Origin of the sequence: Streptomyces sp. MMG1533 (assembly GCF_001279775.1) — a bacterium.
Lineage (GTDB): Bacteria > Actinomycetota > Actinomycetes > Streptomycetales > Streptomycetaceae > Streptomyces.
Window position 1 is genome coordinate 22,426 of record NZ_LGDG01000272.1, and the last position, 17,950, is coordinate 40,375.

The 17,950-nt window shown below is 71.0% G+C and carries 13 protein-coding genes; 7 read left to right on the plus strand and 6 right to left on the minus strand.

From position 1 onward, the window contains the following. The first annotated feature begins 131 nt into the window (after positions 1 to 131). Positions 132 to 1,079 carry a methionyl-tRNA formyltransferase gene (locus ADK57_RS41885; protein ID WP_053754995.1) on the plus strand — a complete coding sequence of 316 codons (948 nt, stop codon included), beginning with the start codon at positions 132 to 134 and terminating at the stop codon, positions 1,077 to 1,079. A gap of 183 nt (positions 1,080 to 1,262) precedes the next feature. On the opposite strand, the gene ADK57_RS41890 is transcribed toward ADK57_RS41885, so the two are convergent. Beyond that, positions 1,263 to 2,267: an Lrp/AsnC family transcriptional regulator gene (locus ADK57_RS41890; protein ID WP_053754996.1), complete on the minus strand. Its 1,005-nt coding sequence runs from the start codon at positions 2,265 to 2,267 to the stop codon at positions 1,263 to 1,265. A gap of 125 nt (positions 2,268 to 2,392) precedes the next feature. Between ADK57_RS41890 and ADK57_RS41895 the strand changes: the two genes are divergently transcribed. The 5 genes from ADK57_RS41895 (at position 2,393) to ADK57_RS41915 (ending at position 8,426) form a co-directional block, all read left to right on the plus strand. Next, positions 2,393 to 3,700, plus strand: coding sequence for an Nramp family divalent metal transporter (locus ADK57_RS41895; RefSeq protein ID WP_053754997.1), 1,308 nt, complete (start codon positions 2,393 to 2,395; stop codon positions 3,698 to 3,700). Between the two features lie 26 nt (positions 3,701 to 3,726). Next, entirely contained in the window at positions 3,727 to 5,214 is a 1,488-nt protein-coding gene (locus ADK57_RS41900) for an amidase (protein WP_053755111.1), read from the plus strand. Next, on the plus strand, positions 5,211 to 6,473 hold the full coding sequence (locus ADK57_RS41905) for an NAD(P)/FAD-dependent oxidoreductase (protein ID WP_053754998.1): 1,263 nt from the start codon (positions 5,211 to 5,213) through the stop codon (positions 6,471 to 6,473). Before ADK57_RS41900 ends, ADK57_RS41905 begins: the two co-directional genes overlap by 4 nt. A gap of 267 nt (positions 6,474 to 6,740) precedes the next feature. Beyond that, entirely contained in the window at positions 6,741 to 7,001 is a 261-nt protein-coding gene (locus tag ADK57_RS41910; protein WP_053754999.1) for a hypothetical protein, read from the plus strand. A 219-nt stretch (positions 7,002 to 7,220) separates the two neighbouring features. Beyond that, positions 7,221 to 8,426 (plus strand): MFS transporter, encoded by a 1,206-nt coding sequence (locus ADK57_RS41915; protein WP_053755000.1) that lies wholly within the window; start codon positions 7,221 to 7,223, stop codon positions 8,424 to 8,426. A 14-nt stretch (positions 8,427 to 8,440) separates the two neighbouring features. On the opposite strand, the gene ADK57_RS41920 is transcribed toward ADK57_RS41915, so the two are convergent. From ADK57_RS41920 to ADK57_RS41940, 5 genes are all read right to left on the minus strand, one after another. Beyond that, on the minus strand, positions 8,441 to 9,244 hold the full coding sequence (locus tag ADK57_RS41920) for a phosphatidate cytidylyltransferase (protein WP_199830799.1): 804 nt from the start codon (positions 9,242 to 9,244) through the stop codon (positions 8,441 to 8,443). Next, positions 9,241 to 11,019, minus strand: coding sequence for a histidinol-phosphate aminotransferase family protein (locus ADK57_RS41925; protein ID WP_053755001.1), 1,779 nt, complete (start codon positions 11,017 to 11,019; stop codon positions 9,241 to 9,243). Before ADK57_RS41925 ends, ADK57_RS41920 begins: the two co-directional genes overlap by 4 nt. Before the next feature lie 243 nt (positions 11,020 to 11,262). After that, a complete protein-coding gene (locus tag ADK57_RS41930; RefSeq protein ID WP_053755002.1) occupies positions 11,263 to 12,138 on the minus strand; it encodes a 3-hydroxybutyryl-CoA dehydrogenase in 876 nt (291 codons plus the stop codon). A 76-nt stretch (positions 12,139 to 12,214) separates the two neighbouring features. Further along, positions 12,215 to 15,460, minus strand: a complete 3,246-nt coding sequence (gene icmF / locus ADK57_RS41935; protein ID WP_053755003.1) for a fused isobutyryl-CoA mutase/GTPase IcmF — start codon at positions 15,458 to 15,460, stop codon at positions 12,215 to 12,217. Positions 15,461 to 15,664: 204 nt separating this feature from the next. Next, positions 15,665 to 16,885 carry an acyl-CoA dehydrogenase family protein gene (locus ADK57_RS41940; protein ID WP_053755004.1) on the minus strand — a complete coding sequence of 407 codons (1,221 nt, stop codon included), beginning with the start codon at positions 16,883 to 16,885 and terminating at the stop codon, positions 15,665 to 15,667. A 234-nt stretch (positions 16,886 to 17,119) separates the two neighbouring features. Between ADK57_RS41940 and ADK57_RS41945 the strand changes: the two genes are divergently transcribed. Further along, positions 17,120 to 17,944 carry an enoyl-CoA hydratase/isomerase family protein gene (locus tag ADK57_RS41945; RefSeq protein WP_053755005.1) on the plus strand — a complete coding sequence of 275 codons (825 nt, stop codon included), beginning with the start codon at positions 17,120 to 17,122 and terminating at the stop codon, positions 17,942 to 17,944. The last annotated feature ends 6 nt before the right edge of the window (positions 17,945 to 17,950 follow it).

Sequence of the window (17,950 nt, forward strand, 5' to 3'; positions counted from 1 at the left end):
ACGAAGCGGACAATCGAGATTCGGAGATACCTGACAGACAGTCAAAGCCCCGCAGTGCACGCGGCATTGCATGCTTAGGTAAGCCTTGCTTTACTGGCGGCGGTCCACGCCCTGCCTCGAGGAGGAACCGCATGCGGGTCGTCATGTTCGGCTATCAGACCTGGGGGCACCGCACCCTGCAGGCCCTGCTGGACTCCGAGCACGACGTGGTGATGGTCGTGACACATCCCAGGAGCGAGCACGCCTACGAACGGATCTGGAGCGACTCGGTCGCCGACCTCGCCGAGGAACACGGCGTCCCCGTCCTCATCCGCAACCGCCCCGACGACGAGGAGCTGTTCGAGCGGCTCAAGGACGCCGATCCGGACATCATCGTCGCCAACAACTGGCGAACCTGGATCCCTCCGCGCATCTTCGGCCTGCCCCGCCACGGCACCCTGAACGTCCACGACTCACTGCTCCCGAAGTACGCCGGATTCTCCCCGCTGATCTGGGCCCTCATCAACGGCGAGAGCGAAGTCGGCGTCACCGCCCACCTGATGGACGAGGAACTCGACGCCGGGGACATCGTCATCCAGCGGGCGGTCCCGGTCGGGCCGGCGGACACGACCACCGACCTGTTCCACAAGACCGTCGACCTCATCGCCCCGGTCACCACGGAGGCCCTCGGCCTCATCGCCTCGGGACAGACCGAGTTCACCAAGCAGGACCGTTCGCAGGCCAGCTTCTTCCACAAGCGCTCGGCCGAGGACATCCGCATCGACTGGAACTGGCCCGCCGCGGACCTGGAACGCCTCGTCCGCGCCCAGTCCGCCCCGTACCCGAGCGCCTTCACCTTCCACAAGGGCGAGCGCCTCGAGGTCCTCTCCGCCGTGGTGTCCCAGGGCCGCTACGGCGGCACCCCCGGCCGCGTCTTCTATCGCGAGGGCGACGGCGTGGTGATCGTCGCCGGAGCCGACGCCCGCACCGGCCGCAACCACGGCCTGGCCATCACGCGCGTACGGACCGCGGACGGCAGGGAGCTGACCGGGACCGAGTACTTCTCCTCCATGGGTGGCTACCTCACCAGTCGTCCCTGAGCACTTGAGCTCCGGGGTACGCCTGGAGGTCGTCGCCGCTCGTCACGCCCCCGGAGCATCCAGGCGGTGGCCGAAACGCCCGCCCGGTATCACCGCCGGCGAGGTGTCGGAGATGCTCGACGTGCTGCGCGGCGTCGGATCTGCCGCGCGGGCGGCCGGCTGCCGAGGAGCATCTGGTGCCGCTCAGTCCCGCGGCCGGGGCGCGAGCATGCCGCCGCGTTTCAGCGAGCTGAGGACGAGCGAGGTGTCCACGGACGCGACGTCCCGCAGCCAGGGGGCCCGGGTGACGAAGTCGTACAGGGCCGACTCGCCGGGCAGCGCCGCCAGCACCAGGATCTGGTGCTCTCCGGTGACGAAACTGGCGTACCGGACGTGGACGTTGTCCGCCAGCGCCGCCGCCACCGCCTCGGCCCCGGCCGGAGCGGTGCGTACCCGGAGCACCGCCTCCACCGGCAGCCCGAGCAGCGCCGGCTCGATCACGGCGCGGATGCGCACCCTGCCCTCCCGCCGCAGCGCGCCGAGGCGCCGCCGCGCGGTGGCTTCCGAGACTCCCGCGACGCGGCCGAGTTCCTCATAGGTGCACCGCCCGTCCTCGGCGAGCGCGTTCAGGAGCAGCCGGTCCGACCGGGAGAGTTCGTGTGCCACGTCGGCGAGCGGCATCACGTCTGCGTCGGCCGACGAAGGTGCGGGCGCCTCGGACGGCCCCGCCAGCGTGGCGATCTCGTCGTCGGTGAGCAGACCGGAGTGCCACTCGCGGATCGTGCGGATGTGGCGCAGCACCGGCAGCGTGAAGCTCTCCAACATGCCCGGCAGTCCCGGCAGTTCGTCCATCACCAGGCTCGCCAGTCGGTCCCTGGGGCAGAGCAGCTCGGCCACGCAGTCCGGGGAGCCGGTCAGCACATGGGTGAAGACACAGTCGGGCCGGCGGGCCAGCGCGCTCGCGACCATCCGCGCCTGCCCCGGGGCGCAGCGCACACCGACCACCGTGCTGCGGCCGTGCTGCGCCATGGCGCCGATCCGCACGACCCCGGAGTCCAGCAGCCGGGTCCCCCGGCGCACGACGGTGCGTTCGGCCTCGTCGAGCGCCGTCGCGATGCGGTGCCACGAGGCCCGGCCGTCGATCTGCAGTGCGCTGATGATGCGGCGATCCAGCGAATCCGCCACGGGACCGGCCTGCTGTGCCTTCATCGCACCAAGCATATGGCTGATTCCGTCACTTGGGCCGAGATTCTTGTTCCCTTCCGTCAGTGTGCCCGAACCTGCACGACATGAGCCGCACGTACCGATGACTCCCGCTCTCCCCACGTACGGAGATGGTCGACGTGACCACGACGCAAGGAACTCCCCTTCGGCAACCGGCTGCTGCACCCGCCCAGGCTCCTGGCACCCGTCGCGGGCGACTGGCTCTGCTGGGCCCCGGCCTGGTCCTGGCGGCCGCCAGCGTGGGCGCCGGCGACATGGTGACGTCCCTCGCCGGCGCCTCCGGGTACGGGATGGCGCTGCTGTGGGCGATCCTCATCGGCGTCGTCCTGAAATTCGTCCTCACCGAGGCGGTGGGACGGCTCTACATGGCGACCGGCCAGACCGTGATCGCCAGCCTGCGGTCGGTCGGACGCTGGCTGCCCGCGGCGTTCTTCGTCTTCGTCCTGGTCATCGGACTGCTCTACGGGGCCGCCCTGAGCTCGGTGGCCTCGCTGGCACTGTCCACGCTGTTCCCGGCGCTCCCCCCGCGGCCGCTGGGCATCGCGATCGCGTTGGCATCCGCCGCGCTCGTGTACGTCGGCCGGTACACGCTCTTCGAGCGGGTGATGAGCGTCTTCATGCTCGTCAAGTTCCTCGGCATGGTCACCCTGGCCGTGGCCACCCTCGCCACCGTCGACGACCTTCCGGGCCTTGTCTCCTCGATGCGCCCGAGGCTGCCGGAGGGAGACGTGGTGACGGTGCTCGCCCTCATCGGCGGCGTGGGCGGCACGGCCGGGATCGCCTCGTACAGCTACTGGGTACGGGAGAAGCGCTGGCAGCACCGGAGCTGGCTGCCCGTCATGCGGGCGGACTCCGCGGTCAGTTACGCCGTCACCTTCCTCTTCGTGCTCTGCACGACCATCGTGGGGACGGGCCTGCTGTACGGCACCGGCAGGACCATCACCGGCAACGACGGCCTGGCCGCACTCGCCGACCCGCTCGGCGCGGACCTCGGGTCGGTGGCCCGCGTCCTGTTCCTGGCGACCTTCTTCTTCGTGACGCTCAGCGCCCTCGTCGGCGGGTTCAACGCCCTCTGCTATCTGCTGGCGGACTCCCTGCGGACCGTGCGCGGCATTCCGGAGACCGATGCCGAGCCCCATATGGCACAGAACAGCCGGCCCTTCCGCGTCTTCGTGGTCTATTGCGCGGCCGCGTCGATCGCCGTCACGTTCATGGGGAAGCCGGTCGCCCTCGTGCTGACGTACGCCGCCTTCGGGTCCCTGATCCTGCCCCTGCTGTCCGGGGCACTGTTGGTGCTGCTGAACCGCCGGGGCATCGAGCCGCTGTACCGGAACAAGATCATGTCGAATGTGCTGCTGTCCGGCGCCTTCCTCCTCTTCGGGGTGCTGGCCGTCGTACAGGTCAAGGAAACGTTCTGAGAGGCGTGAATCCCTTCGTGAACCCCATGAACGACGCGAACGGCGACGCAGCCGGCACGGATGAGCTCTGCTTCCGCAGCGCCACCGATCTCGCCGCCGCGATCCGGCGCCGCGAGGTGTCCGCCCGGGAAGTCGTCACCGCCCACCTGGAGCAGATCGAACGCGTCAATCCGGCGGTCAACGCCATCGTCACCCTGGTCGCCGATCAGGCGCTGGAAGAGGCGGCCGGGGCCGACGCGCGGCTGATGTCGGGAGCGGAGGTCGGCCCGCTGCACGGGCTGCCCGTCGCGCACAAGGATCTGCACGACACCGCGGGCATCCGGACGACGTACGGTTCGCCGATCTTCGCCGACCGCGTCCCCGACCGGGACCACCTGGTCGTCGAGCGTCTGAAGAACGCCGGGGCCATCACCCTCGGCAAGACCAACGTCCCCGAACTCGGCATGGGTTCACACACCGTCAACAAGGTGTTCGGGCCCACCCGCAACCCGTACGACCTCTCCCGCAGCGCGGGCGGCAGCAGCGGCGGTGCGGGGGCCGCGCTCGCCTGTGGAATGCAGCCGATCGCCGACGGCAGCGACACCGGCGGGTCGCTGCGCAATCCCGCCTCCTTCAACAACGTCGTGGGGCTGCGCCCCTCCCCCGGGCGCGTTCCGTCCTGGCCCGACAAGGTGCCGTGGGGACAGCTGTCGGTGAAGGGGCCGATGGCCAGGACCGTGACGGACGTGGCGCTGGCCCTGTCCGTGCTCGCGGGCCCCGACGCGCGCAGCCCGCTCGCACTTCAGACACCGGGCTCCGCCTTCGCCGGCCCCCTGGACGGTGGTGTGCGCGGCCTGCGCGTGGCCTGGTCGGCCGACCTCGGGGGGACCGTGCCCGTCGATGCCGAGGTACGGGCCGCACTCGAGCCCGCGGTCGAGGTGTTCGCCTCGCTGGGCTGCGAGATCGAGGAGGCCTGCCCGGATCTGTCGGGGGCCGACGAGGTCTTCCTCGTCCAGCGCGCCTGGCAGACGGAACTCGCCTACGGCCCCCTGCTCGACGAGCACCGCCACCACATGGCCCCGGACGTGGTGTGGAACATCAAGGAGGGACGCGGGCTCACCGGCCCGGACCTCGGCCGGGCACAGCTGCTGCAGACCGCCCTCTACCACCGCGTCCGGGAGTTCTTCGAGACGTACGACCTTCTGCTGCTGCCGGTCAGCCAGGTCGCCCCGTTCGACGTCCGGCTCCCCTACCCCGCCTCCGTCGACGGCACCCCGATGGAGACCTACTTGGACTGGATGCGCTCGGCCTACCTGATCTCCGTCACCGGTTGTCCCGCACTGTCGGTGCCGGCTGGTTTCACTCCTCAGGGCCTGCCCGTCGGGCTTCAAGTGGTCGGCCCGCACCGGCAGGACCGGGCGGTGCTGCAGGCCGGTTACGCCATCGAGCAGGCGCTGCGGACCGGCGAGCGCAGGCCGCCCGTCGTCCTCAAGGACGCAGGCTCCGTTGCGCTCAAGGACGGGAGCCGGTCATGAGCCCGCACAACGCCCCCAGGACCCCGCGCGACGCCGTCGTGATCGGGGCCGGCATGACCGGGCTCGCCACTGCCTGGTTCCTCCAGGAAGCCGGTGTCGAGGTCACCGTCGTCGACCGTCGGCATGTCGCGGCCGGCGCGTCCTGGGGAAACGCCGGCTGGCTCTCCCCCGCCCTCGCCGTACCGCTGCCCGAGCCGGGCGCCCTGCGGCTGGGGCTGCGCACCCTGCTCTCGCCGGCCTCGCCCCTCTACATCCCGCCCCGCGCGGACCCGCGTCTGGCCCGGTTCCTGCTGTCGTTCAGCCGCAACTGCACTCCGCGGCGCCGGCGGATCGCCATGAGCGCCCTCGCCCCGCTGAACCGGCAGGCGCAGGCCGCGTACGACGAACTCGCCCGGGGCGGCGTCGCCGAGCCGACCCACCAGAGCGACCCGTGCCTCATCGCCTTCACCACCGAGGCTGCCCGCACGCCGTTCCTCCACGAGCTGGAGGCGGTGCGCGCGGCCGGCCAGAGCGTCGACTACGACCTGCTCTCCGGGGCCGAGGCCCGGGCCATGGAGCCGGCGCTGTCGGAACGGACCGGCGCCGCCGTACGACTGCACGGCCAGCGCTTCCTGAACCCGGGGGCCTATGCCGCGGCGCTCGCCGACGCGGTGCGTGAGCGGGGCGGCAAGGTCGTCGAGGGTCTGCGGGTCACCCGGGTACAGGATCACGGGAGCGAAGTCGCCGTGGTCGCCTCCGACGGTACGGACCTGCGCGCCGACACGGCCGTTCTCGCCAACGGAGCCTGGCTGAACCGGCTGGCGGCACCCTTCGGCGTCCGCGCCGCCGTCCAGTCCGGCCGCGGCTACAGCTTCACCCTGCCCGCCGAAGGACTGCCCACGGGGCCCACGTACTTCGCCGCCCAGCGCGTGGTCTGCACACCTCTGGGCGAGCGTGTACGGGTCGCCGGAATGATGGAGTTCACCGCCCCCGACCGGCCCGCGGACCCCCGCCGCGTCCAGGCCGTCATCGACGCGGCACGTCCCATGCTGCCCGGCGCCGACTTCAGCCGCCGTACCGACGAATGGGCGGGCCCACGCCCCTGCACCGCGGACGGGCTGCCCCTCGTCGGCCCGACCCGCTCACCGCGCGTCCACGTCTGCGGCGGCCACGGGATGTGGGGCGTCGCCCTGGGCCCGCTGAGCGGCAAACTCCTCGCCGAGTCGATCGTGACCGGGCGGAGCGCCGCCGAACTCACTTCTCTGCATCCGCTCCGCTGAACCGCCGGGAGGTACCGTCCATACGCCGGGATGGTGGTGAAGTGGCTTTGCGGGGACGGGAGTCGGTATGGAGCCCGGCGGTACTCCGGCGAAAGCGCCGCGATACGGACGCGATCGACGGCAGGGCACAGTCATCCGCCGCGCGCTTCCTCTGGAACCCGCCCCGAAGCGGGGCCACAGGCGCTCGACGTGCGAACACGCGCCCGCCGGGCCATCGTGGGAAGGGAGTCGAAAACCCCTCGCCGCCATGTCCACCCGGGAGGGAACATGCAGCAGTACGAGATAACAGAGGCCCAGAAGAAGGCTTTCGAAGACAACGAGGCCGACTTCCGCAGACTCGACGACCAAATGCACGGCATCCAGGAAGCCGCCCGTGCGCGACTGATCGACAACGGCTGGGACCCCGGCATCGAGGGCATTCCCTGCCTGGCCTGCCCGTGCCCCGACTTCATGGCAGACGGCCAGCTCGGACGATGCCGCAGAGGCGGCTGCGGACACCCGTTCGGCCGCCACGACCTGCCCCGCTGACCCGGCCACCCGGCCACCGGCCACCCGGCCCTCAAGAGCCGCACCCTGGCCCGCGCCACATCTTCCTCTACTTTCGTCCAAGCGGTCGTCGATCTTTGTCCATGGACGGGCTCGCCGCCCAGGGTGAGGGTGAGGCCATGAGCGAATTAACGGTCGAGGACGGGGACTTCCAGCGCGACGGGCGCCCGGTTGCGTAGGCGCGCGATCGGAGACCGAGGGATGCCGAGTGGCCTCATCGCGCTGGCACTGGGCGGTTTCGGTATCGGTCTGACCGAGTTCCTGATCGCGGGGCTGCTGCCGCAGGTGGCGTCGAGTCTCGCGGTGTCCGAGGCGGCCGCGGGCCGGCTGATCTCCGGATACGCGCTGAGTGTCGCGATCGGCGCGATCGCGCTGACCGCGGCGACGGCGCGGCTGCCCCGCAAGACGGTCCTGGTCGGCCTGGTGGCGTTGTTCGTCGTCGGCAACCTGGTGTCCGCTCTCGCACCGAGCTATCCGGTGATGCTGCTCGGGCGGATCGTCGCGGCGTTGTGCCACGGTTCGTTCTTCGGTATCGGCTCGCTGGTCGCTCGCAGTCTCGTCGCGCCGGAGAAGAAGTCCCGCGCGGTGGCGGTCATGTTCGCCGGGCTGACGGTGGCGAACGTGCTGGGCGTGCCGTTCGGTGCGCTGGTCGGTGAGCGGTGGGGCTGGAGGGCGGCCTTCTGGGCGGTCACCGCAATCGGCGTGCTCGCGCTGGCGGGAATCGTCACCCTCGTCCCCGGCTGGGCGGGCCAGACGCCTCCGCCGACAGTGACCGGCCGATTTGATCCGATACCGGCCGACGGTGTGCGGACCCAGTTGCGTGCTTTCCGGTCCTGGCAGGTCTGGTTGACGCTGACGGCGACCGCGCTCAGCTATGGCGGGATGTTCGGGGCGTTCAGCTACATCGCCTACACGTTCACCGAGGTCGGCGGCTTCTCCTCGGCGGATGTCGCCTGGTTGCTGATGGTGTACGGCGTCGGTCTGGTCGTCGGGAACCTGGTCGGCGGGCGGGCGGCCGACCGTGACCGTGACCGCGCCCTGGTCCTCGCCCTGCTCGGACTCACCATCACCCTGGCCGTGTTCGGTCTGCTGGCCGGCAGCGCCACCGCGTCGGTGATCCTGGTGTTTCTGATGGGGCTGTTCGGGTTCGCCAGTGTGCCCGGCATGATCACTCGCGTCACCGACTTCGCCCACGGGGCGGCGCTGGCCGCCAGCGCCAACGTGTCCGCCTCCAACATCGGCAACGCGCTTGGCGCCTGGCTCGGGGGCCTGGCCATCACCGCGGGCCTCGGCTACACCGCGCCGCTCTACGTCGGCGCCGGTATCGTCCTGATCTCCGTGAGTGTCATGGCCGTTGCCGCACACCAAGCCCGGTCACCCGCGCGGCAGACCGACCAGTTCATCTGAGGACCGTCTTCGGGTCAGCGCAGGACAAGCAGGACGGCCAAGGCGATCAGCAGCGAGTCGATCCGGTCCAGCAGGCCGCCGGAGCCTGGTAGCCAACTACCGGCGTCCTTCGTCCGGGCACCTCTTTTGACCATGGATTCGAGCAGGTCGCCGGCCGGCCCGCCGACCGCCACGGCAACCGCCGTCGGCCAGCTCAGCGCGGACAGCACGGCGAGCACGCCGAGGCCTGCCGCGGCCCCGGCCAGGGTCCCGCTCCACCGCTTGGCCGGTGACAGTGGTGACAACCGCGGCCCGCCGAGTCGTCGACCGGCGAAGTACGCCGCGATGTCGGCGATCGAGACCGCCACGAACAGCGCAAGCGCGCTCGCCCCGAGCACCACCAGCGCGGCCAGCACACTCAGCCAGGCCAGCCCGAGCAGTCCGGCACCGAGCCGGTGCAGGCCCTGGTCGGCGTCGCCGGCCAGGAGCGGCACCGCGGCCACCGCGAGCGCCCCGATCGCGACCACACGGAGCACCTGTCCGGGCGCCAACCAGGCGGCCAGCACTACGCCTGCCACCGCCGCGGCCAGCACCACCCGGTCCACCCAGCCCAGCCGCATCAGCCCGCCGAACTCCATCACCGCGATCACCCCGACCACGACGGCGATGGCCGCGGTTCCCGGACGGCCCAGCCAGAACGCACCGGTGACCAGTGGCACTCCGACCGCCCAGGCGCACCACCGGATCAGCAGCTCGCGGCGCCCGGACGCCGCCACCGCAATGCCGCTCAGCGCCAGCGCCCCACCGAGGCAGGGCGCCAGGGAAGCCACGGTGATCACCGGGCGGCTCCGGCGGCGGGAACGCCCTCGGGCAGGGAAACGAGTGAGGCCGAACGGGGCCGCAGTTCGTCCAGGGCGGCCTGAAAGGCGGCCACAATGCGCGCGTTCTCGGCGGTGTCCTTGACCGCGATACGCACCGTGCGCCCGTGGTACTGAGACGACAGCGGCGAAAGGTCGCGCAGGTACACGTCGTGGCGGCGGCACTCGTTCACCACTTGTGCGGCACTCGGCCCGCCGTACGGCAGGGTCACGCCGATGAAGTTCGCCACGGCCTCATCGACCACCACGGTCTCGTCCAGCCCGGCCAGGTCGGCGGCCAGCTGCCGGCGCAGCGCGTGGGTGCGAAGCCGGCAGTCGACGTAGTACGCCGGGTCGCGCAGGGCTGCCACTGCGGCCAGCTGCGCCGGAAGGCTGACCGGCCAGGGCGGTGTCCATCGGCGCAGCTGCGCCGCGGTGTTCGGCTCGGCCACCAGGTAGGCGGCCCGCATGCCGGACAGTGCGTAGATCTTGGACAGTGAGGTGCAGACCACCACCCGCGGGTCCGTCGCGGCGAGGCCGGCTAGCGACTCGGTCTGGTCGACATAGCCCAGGTACGCCTCGTCGATCCACCAGCGGGTTCGGGCCGGCGCGGCGGCGATCACCGAGCGCAGCTCCGCGGCCGGCGCGTGGCGGCCGGTCGGGTTGTTCGGGTTGACCACCACCACGAGGTCGTAGCGGCCGGACCCGACGGCAGCGGACAGCCGGGCCGGATCGATCCGCCAGCCGTCTTCGCGGCGCAACCGGAACCGGTCCACCCGGCATCCGATCACTCTCTCGGTGACGTGGGCGTACTCGCCGTAGCCCGGGTCCATCAGAAGCACCCTGCTCTGCGGGGTCAGCCACCGGCCGAATGCCCTGAAGATCAGGTCGGATGAACCGGCGCCGACCGCGAGCGTCTCCGCCGGCAGCGCCCGGGCGGCGGCGATTTCCGCCAGCAGGCCCTCGGCGCCGGTCGGCGGCGAGGTCCGGGCGGCCCAGGCCGGATCCTCCGCGAGCGCCGCCCGCACCCCGGGGGCCGGCGGGAACCAGGCATCCAGCACGTCGGCCGCGACCACCTGATGGCGCCGGTGCAGGCTGCGGAAGTCGGTGCCGATGGCGGTGAACGAGGCGCCGCCGTGTTCGCAGCCGTCCGGCCGGGGTGCGAACGGCACGTCCAGCCGCCAGTCCACTTCGGACCGCAGACGCGCCAGCGTCGTGCGGTAACGGTCCATCGTGACCTTCGTCAGCTCGCTCACGCCGCCGGTCAGCACCTCGAACGTCAACGCCCCGCTGTGGACGGTACGACCGACCGGGCGCAGGCCGGCGGCCAGGTACATGTCGAGCAGTTCGGTGCGCCCCATCGCCACCACCCGGCGACCGCCCCGGGCGGCGATCCAGCGCAGCGCCGCGTACATCAGCAGCGGTGCCGCTGCGGAGGCCCGCCAGCGCGGCTCGACGGTGAGGATGCGCACCTCGAACAGATCGCCCTCCGCCAGCAGCGGCAGGTCGTCGCGGGTCAGGTACTTGTCCAGCGCGTACCGCCCCAACCAGGGGGGAGTCAGGCTGACAAAGCCGATTCGGGCTGCGCCTCGCGCCGCGACCAGGTAGACGTTGTCGCCGTCCAGCCCGTCGCGAAGCCGCCCGGCCGGATCCGGCGCATGCTGGCCCAACTCCTGTGCGTACACCCGGTGACGGAGTTCGTGGATCCACTCGAGATCCTCCGGAGTAGCAGTGCGCAGCTGCAGGTCACGGCCCATGAGCACCTCTTTCGACGCGGGGTGGTGGGACCGTTCCATCGTGGGGAACGCACGGTGGCGGCGACAGAGCCGAGCGACACACTCGGCCTGAGTACGCGTACTCAGGCGCGGTCGTCTCCCGCGTGCTCCGTCCAGAACTGGTGGCGGGCCGCGTCAGGCCGCGAGGATCGCAGGTGATTCACCTCGTGGACAGCCGGAGCATCGGTCGGCCGCCGGTCGCCCCGAGCGGTGCCGTCTGCGTCCTCACTGTCGCGCGGTGTGGTCGTAGAACCCGTGACCGCTCTTGCGGCCCAGACGGCCGGCGGCGACCATGCGGCGCAGCAACGCGGGAGGCGCGTACAGCGGTTCCTTGAACTCCTCGTACATCGACTCCGCGACCGCCTGTGCGGTGTCGAGGCCGATGAGGTCGAGCAGGCGCAGCGGGCCCATGGGGTGGGCGCAGCCCAGTTCCATGCCGCGGTCGATGTCCTCGGGAGTCGCGGAGCCGGCCTCCACCATGCGCACGGCGGCGAGCAGATAGGGCACGAGGAGTGCGTTGACCACGAAGCCGGATCGGTCGGTCGCCTCGACGACCTCCTTGCCCAGGGCGTCGGAGACGAAGGCTCTGGCCCGTACGACGGTGTCGGGGCTTGTGGTGAGGGCCGGGATGATCTCGACGAGGGTCTGCACGGGCACGGGGTTGAAGAAGTGGATGCCCAGGACATGGGTGGGCCGCCGGGTCGTCACCGCGAGGTCGACGATGGGGATCGACGAGGTGTTGGTGGCCAGAACGGCTTCGGCGTCCGTGACGATCTCGTCGAGGGTTTTCAGGACACCGGTCTTCAGGTCGCGGTTCTCGGCGACGGCCTCGATCACGAACTGGCGGTCGGCCATGGCCTTGAGGTCGTCGGTGAAGGTCAGGCGGGAGCGGGCGCCGTCCCGCGCCTCCTCGGTGATCTTGCCGCGGCGCAGAGCGCGGTCGAGGGAGGCCTCGACGCGCCGGCGGCCGGCCGCGGCGGCGTCGGAGGACGACTCGGCGACCAGTACGTCGATATCGCTGCCGCTGAGAGCGGCGACTTCGGCGATGCCGGAGCCCATGAGACCGCAGCCGACGACGCCGAGGCGCGAGACAGTTTCCATGCGGGTGGCCCTTTGCGTGGGACGAAGAGTGGACAGGCGTGGACAGGCGTGTGTTCAGGGGGTGTTGGGGTCGTGCTCAGACGTTGCGGCGGTACTCGCCGCCGACTTCGAAGAACGCCTCGGTGATCTGCTGGAGCGAGCAGACGCGGGCGGCGTCCATCAGTACGGCGAAGGCGTTCTCGCCGCTGGTGGCGGCGCGCTTGAGTTCGGTGAGGGCGGCTTCTGCCTCGGCGCGATGGCGGCTGCGGAAGTCCTCGACGCGGGCGAGCTGGGACTGCTTCTCCGCCTCGGTGGCGCGGGCCAGTTCCACGACCCCGTGCTCGCTGTCACCGCCGGGTTTGCGGAAGGTGTTGACGCCGATGATCGGAAGCGTGCCGTCGTGCTTGCGCTGCTCGTAGAGCATCGACTCGTCCTGGATGCGCCCGCGTTGGTAGCCCGTCTCCATGGCGCCGAGGACTCCGCCGCGCTCGCTGATGCGCTCGAACTCGGTCAGTACGGCTTCTTCGACGAGGTCGGTGAGTTCGTCGATGATGTACGAGCCCTGCAGCGGGTTCTCGTTCATCGCCAGGCCCCACTCGCGGTTGATGATCAGCTGGATGGCGAGGGCCCGGCGGACGGAGTCCTCGGTGGGGGTGGTGACGGCCTCGTCGTAGGCGTTGGTGTGCAGGCTGTTGCAGTTGTCGTAGACGGCGATGAGCGCCTGCAGGGTGGTGCGGATGTCGTTGAAGTCCATCTCCTGGGCGTGCAGGGAGCGGCCCGAGGTCTGGACGTGGTACTTGAGCTTCTGGCTGCGTTCCCCCGCCCCGTACCTCTCGCGCATGGCGACCGCCCAGATGCGGCGGGCGACCCGGCCGAGGACGGTGTACTCGGGGTCCATGCCGTTGGAGAAGAAGAAGGAGAGGTTGGGCGCGAAGTCGTCGACGGACATGCCGCGGGCGAGATACGCCTCGACGTAGGTGAAGCCGTTGGTGAGCGTGAACGCGAGCTGGCTGATGGGGTTCGCGCCGGCCTCGGCGATGTGGTAGCCGGAGATGGACACCGAGTAGAAGTTGCGTACGCCCTGCTCGATGAACCACTCCTGGATGTCGGCCATCATCCGCAGGCTGAACTCGGTGGAGAACAGGCAGGTGTTCTGGCCCTGGTCCTCCTTGAGGATGTCGGCCTGAACCGTGCCGCGGGTGTTCTGCAGGACGTACGCCCGGATCTCGCCCGTCTCCTCGGCGGTCGGTTCGCGGCCGTGTTCGGCGGTGAAGGCGTCGAGCCGCTGGTCGATGGCCGTGTTGAGGAAGAAGGCCAGGACGGTGGGCGCCGGGCCGTTGATGGTCATGGAGACCGAGGTGGTGGGAGCGGTGAGGTCGAAGCCCGCGTAGAGCGCCTTCATGTCGTCGAGGGTGGCCACGGAGACGCCCGAGGTGCCCACCTTGCCGTAGATGTCGGGGCGGAGGGCGGGGTCGTGGCCGTAGAGGGTGACGGAGTCGAAGGCGGTGGACAGCCGGGTGGCCTCGCTGTGCCGGGAGAGGTAGTGGAAGCGGCGGTTGGTGCGCTGCGGGTCGCCCTCCCCGGCGAACATCCGGGCCGGGTCCTCGCCCTCGCGCTTGAACGGGAACACGCCAGCGGTGAAGGGGAAGCGGCCGGGCAGGTTCTCCGCGCGCAGGAAGCGCAGGAGTTCGCCGTGGTCGGTGTGGCGGGGCAGGGCGACGCGGGGGACGAGGCTGCCGGAGAGGGACTCACGGACCAGGGCGGTGCGCAGTTCGCGGCCGCGGGTGACGGTCACCAGTTCCTCGCCCGAGTATGCGCGTACGGTCTCCGGCCAGTCGTCCAGGAGGTGCCGGGAGGGCTCGTGGAGGCCTTCCTCGGCGTCGGCGAGCAGTTTCTCGACGTCGGCGGTGGGTGCTCCGGCCGCGGTCAGTTCGTCCCGTACGGCGGTCAGGCGCTGGATGCGCCGGGCGACGTCGGCCTGGGCGGCGGTGTCGGCGTGGTAGCGGCGCACAGTCTCGGCGATCTCGGCGAGGTAGCGCACGCGAGCGGTGGGCACGATCTGCGCCGCGCCGCTGGAGTGCCGCACGGTGGTGGCCGGGAGGATGCCCGGGACGGCCGGGAGGCCGTGTTCGCCGAGCAGGCCGAGCAGGTGCTGGTAGAGGGCGGTGACGCCGTCGTCGTTGAAGGTGGCGGCGCTGGTGCCGAAGACCGGCATGTCCTCGGGCCGGGAGCCGAACGCCTCGCGGTTGCGCACGAGTTGGCGGCCGACGTCGCGCATCGCGTCCGCCGCGCCACGCCGTTCGAACTTGTTGATGGCGACGACGTCGGCGAAGTCCAGCATGTCGATCTTCTCGAGCTGGGAGGCGGCTCCGAACTCGGGCGTCATGACGTACAGCGAGACGTCGGAGTACGGGGCGATGGCGGCGTCGCCCTGCCCGATGCCCGGGGTCTCCACGATCACCAGGTCGTATCCGGCTGCTTTGCAGGCGGCGATGGAGTCGGTGAGGCCTTCGGGGAGTTCGTGGTGGCCGCGGGTGGCCAGGGACCGGAAGAAGACCCGGTCGCCGTCCAGGCTGTTCATCCGGATCCGGTCGCCGAGCAGGGCTCCGCCGCCGCGCCGCCGGGTCGGGTCGACGGCGAGCACGGCCACGCGCAGCTTGTCCTGCTGGTCGACGCGCAGCCTCCGTACGAGTTCGTCGGTGAGGGAGGACTTGCCCGCGCCGCCGGTGCCGGTGATGCCGAGGACGGGTACGGAGCGGGCGGCCGCGGCCCGGCGCAGGACTAGCAGGTCCTCGTCCGGCACGGTGGCGGACTGCAGGGCGCTGAGCAGCCGGGCGAGTGCGGGGCGTTCGCCCGCGAGGACCGCGGTGAGCCGGGCGGGGGCGTCCTGCCAGGGAGCCGAGTCGCACTCCCTGACGATGGTGTTGATCATGCCGGTGAGGCCGAGGCGCTGCCCGTCCTCGGGGGAGAAGATCCGTACCCCGGCGTCGGCGAGCCGCTGGATCTCCTCGGGGACGATCACTCCTCCGCCGCCGCCGAAGACCTTCACATGGCCTGCGCCGCGTTCGCGGAGCAGCTCGGCGAGGTATTCGAAGTACTCGACGTGACCGCCCTGGTAGGAGCTGACGGCCACACCCTGGACGTCCTCCTCCACGGCGGCGTCCGCGATCTCGCCCACCGAGCGGTTGTGGCCGAGGTGGATGACCTCGGCCCCCTGGGCCTGGAGGATGCGCCGCATGATGTTGATCGAGGCATCGTGGCCGTCGAAGAGGCTGGAGGCGGTGACGAGGCGCACGGGGTGCTGCGCTTGGTGAAGCTGCGGTGTGCGGGTGCCATCGGTCACGGTGTACTCCGGACGGCCTGCCCGTGGGGACGGGCGACGGGTGGGGAGAGCCATTACTAGGACGTCCTAGTAATGGGGGGCGGGGAGGCCGTGCGACCGGGAATCCAGGGGATCCTCGCGCCGCACGGCCTTCGAAGCTTCCCTCATCGATTGACTGTAGTCAATGACAAGTAAGTAGGGTGGCGACCACAGGCAGACACCCCGTCAGGAGCCGGCTGATCCGACCTGACGCGGCTGCCGGTACGGCTTCACCGCGCGGCGTGCGATGGCGAAACGATGGGTCTCGGACGGGCCGTCGTAGATCCGGAACGGCCGTACCTCCCTGACCAGTCGTGCCAGCGGGGCGTCCTCGGCCGAGATGCCCAGCGCGCCACAGATCTGCACCGCCCGGTCGACGATCCGGCCCACCGCCTCCGCCACGAAGACCTTGGACACCGAGGAGAACTGCGAGGCACTCGCCGAGCCGTTGTCCAACTCCCATGCGGTACGCCAGATCAGCGCGCGGCTCGCCTCGATGTCGATCTCGGAGTCGGCCAGCATCTGCTGCACCATGCCGAGATCCCCCAGCAGCGAGCCGAAGGCCTCGCGGGTCCCGGCACGCTCCAGGGCGACGTCCCGGGCGCGCGTCGCGGCGCCGAGCCAGCGCATGCAGTGCGTGAGCCGGGCGGGACCGAGGCGGACCTGGGCGTTCTTAAAGCCCCGGTGCACCTGGCCGAGCACCTGCTCCTCGCTCACCACGCACTCCTCGAACACGATCTCGCTGTGCCCGGCGAAGAGGCTTTCGTCCAGCGTGTCGATGTTCCTGACGATGCGCATGCCCGGGTTGCCGGCGTCGACGAGGAACATGGTGGCGCCGCCCGGGCCGCCGGGACTGCCGTCGGTGCGGGCCATCACGATGGTGAAGTCGGCGCCGTCGGCACCGGTGATGAACCACTTGCGCCCGTCGATGCGCCAGCCGCCGGGAACCCGTACCGCCGTGGTCCGCAGCGCGCGGGGGTCGGACCCGGCGCCCGGCGCCGGTTCGGTCATCGCGAAGCACGAGCGGTACTCGCCGGCGGCCAGCGGGCGCAGATAGCGCGCCTGCTGCTCCTCGGTGGCCACCTTCTCGAGCAGGTGCATGTTGCCCTCGTCCGGGGCCGCGCAGTTCAGCGCCAGCGGGCCGAGCACGGAATACCCGGCCGCCTCGAACACCACCGCCTGTCCGCGCAGGTCGAGCCCGTGCCCGCCCCACCGCTCGGGCACGTGCGGCGCGAACACGCCCGCCTCGCGCGCCCCCTTCTGCAGAGCCTCCCGCAGGGCCTGCGGTGCGTCGTGGACGGACCCGCCGCACTCACGCTCGGCCGGGATCACCACCTCGCGGACGAACTCGGCGGTGGCCTCGGCAAGCCGGGCGACTGACGGATCGACATCGAACTGGATCGGCACGGTTCCTCCCGCCGACAGGCGACCGGGCGCCAGTGCCCGTCGCATCGCCGAAACTGTACATCGAATTAAGTATCTATCCCCATGGTCGACGCAGAAGGTAGTGCTGTGCAGCAATTTCCCGCGGGGAGGACGACCAGGCATTGCCGAAACTGTAGGCCGGGTCCAGTATGTGAGCGCCGCTGCGGCGAGCCGTTCCCGACGACGGCTGTTCCCCACGACGGGAGAAGACCTCCGATGAGCACTCAGCCGGTCCGGGTCGTCCGCCACTCCGACGGAGTCGTCGAGCTGCTGCTGGACGACCCGGGACGTGGAAACGCCCTGGACCTCCCGACCGCCGAGGCCCTGCGCGACGCGGCAGCCGAAGCCGCCGCGGATCCGGGCGGCGCGGTCCTGCTGCGGGCGGCGGGCGGGAACTTCTGCGTGGGCGGTGACCTGCGCGCTTTCGCCGGACGAGGAGCGGACACCGCCTCCTATGTGCACGCGGTCGCCTCCGCCGCGCACGAGGCCGTGCGGGCCCTGCACGAGCTGCCCGTGCCCGTGGTGACCGCCGTGCGCGGCGCGGCGGCGGGCGGGGGAATCGGACTGGCCCTGGCGGGCGACCTCGTGGTGGCGGCCCGGTCGGCACGCTTCCGGCTGGCGTACACGGCGATCGGACTCACCCCGGACTGCGGCGCCTCATGGATTCTCCAGCGACTGCTCGGCCCTCGGCGGGCTGCGGACCTGATTCTCACCAACCGGGTCCTGACCGGCGAGGATGCCGAGCGATGGGGGCTGGCGTCCCGGGTCGTGGAGGATGCCGAACTGGACGACACCGCGTACCGGACCGCCGCCGGCCTCGCCGCCGGCTCCGGTGCCGCGCTGCGGGCCGCCAAGGAACTGCTGAGGACGGGCGCCGAGGCGTCGCTGGAGAAGCACCTCGCCGAGGAGGCGCGCTCGATCGCCGCTCTGGCGGGCGGCGCGGAGGCCCAGGCCGCGATGGAGTCGTTCCTGGCCGTACGGTCTCGCGACAGGGCGCCTTCCGCGCGGTCGGCACAGGAAGAGCCGCAAAGTGTTTCTTGAGTTCCT

Coding starts and splice junctions, on each gene's coding strand:
- ADK57_RS41910 (WP_053754999.1), top strand. CDS start 6,741: ATGCAGCAGTACGAGATAACAGAGGCCCAGAAGAAGGCTTTCGAAGAC.
- ADK57_RS41945 (WP_053755005.1), top strand. CDS start 17,120: ATGAGCACTCAGCCGGTCCGGGTCGTCCGCCACTCCGACGGAGTCGTC.
- ADK57_RS41885 (WP_053754995.1), top strand. CDS start 132: ATGCGGGTCGTCATGTTCGGCTATCAGACCTGGGGGCACCGCACCCTG.
- ADK57_RS41905 (WP_053754998.1), top strand. CDS start 5,211: ATGAGCCCGCACAACGCCCCCAGGACCCCGCGCGACGCCGTCGTGATC.
- ADK57_RS41895 (WP_053754997.1), top strand. CDS start 2,393: ATGGTCGACGTGACCACGACGCAAGGAACTCCCCTTCGGCAACCGGCT.
- ADK57_RS41900 (WP_053755111.1), top strand. CDS start 3,727: ATGAACGACGCGAACGGCGACGCAGCCGGCACGGATGAGCTCTGCTTC.
- ADK57_RS41915 (WP_053755000.1), top strand. CDS start 7,221: ATGCCGAGTGGCCTCATCGCGCTGGCACTGGGCGGTTTCGGTATCGGT.
- ADK57_RS41925 (WP_053755001.1), bottom strand. CDS start 11,019: ATGGGCCGTGACCTGCAGCTGCGCACTGCTACTCCGGAGGATCTCGAG.
- ADK57_RS41930 (WP_053755002.1), bottom strand. CDS start 12,138: ATGGAAACTGTCTCGCGCCTCGGCGTCGTCGGCTGCGGTCTCATGGGC.
- ADK57_RS41890 (WP_053754996.1), bottom strand. CDS start 2,267: ATGAAGGCACAGCAGGCCGGTCCCGTGGCGGATTCGCTGGATCGCCGC.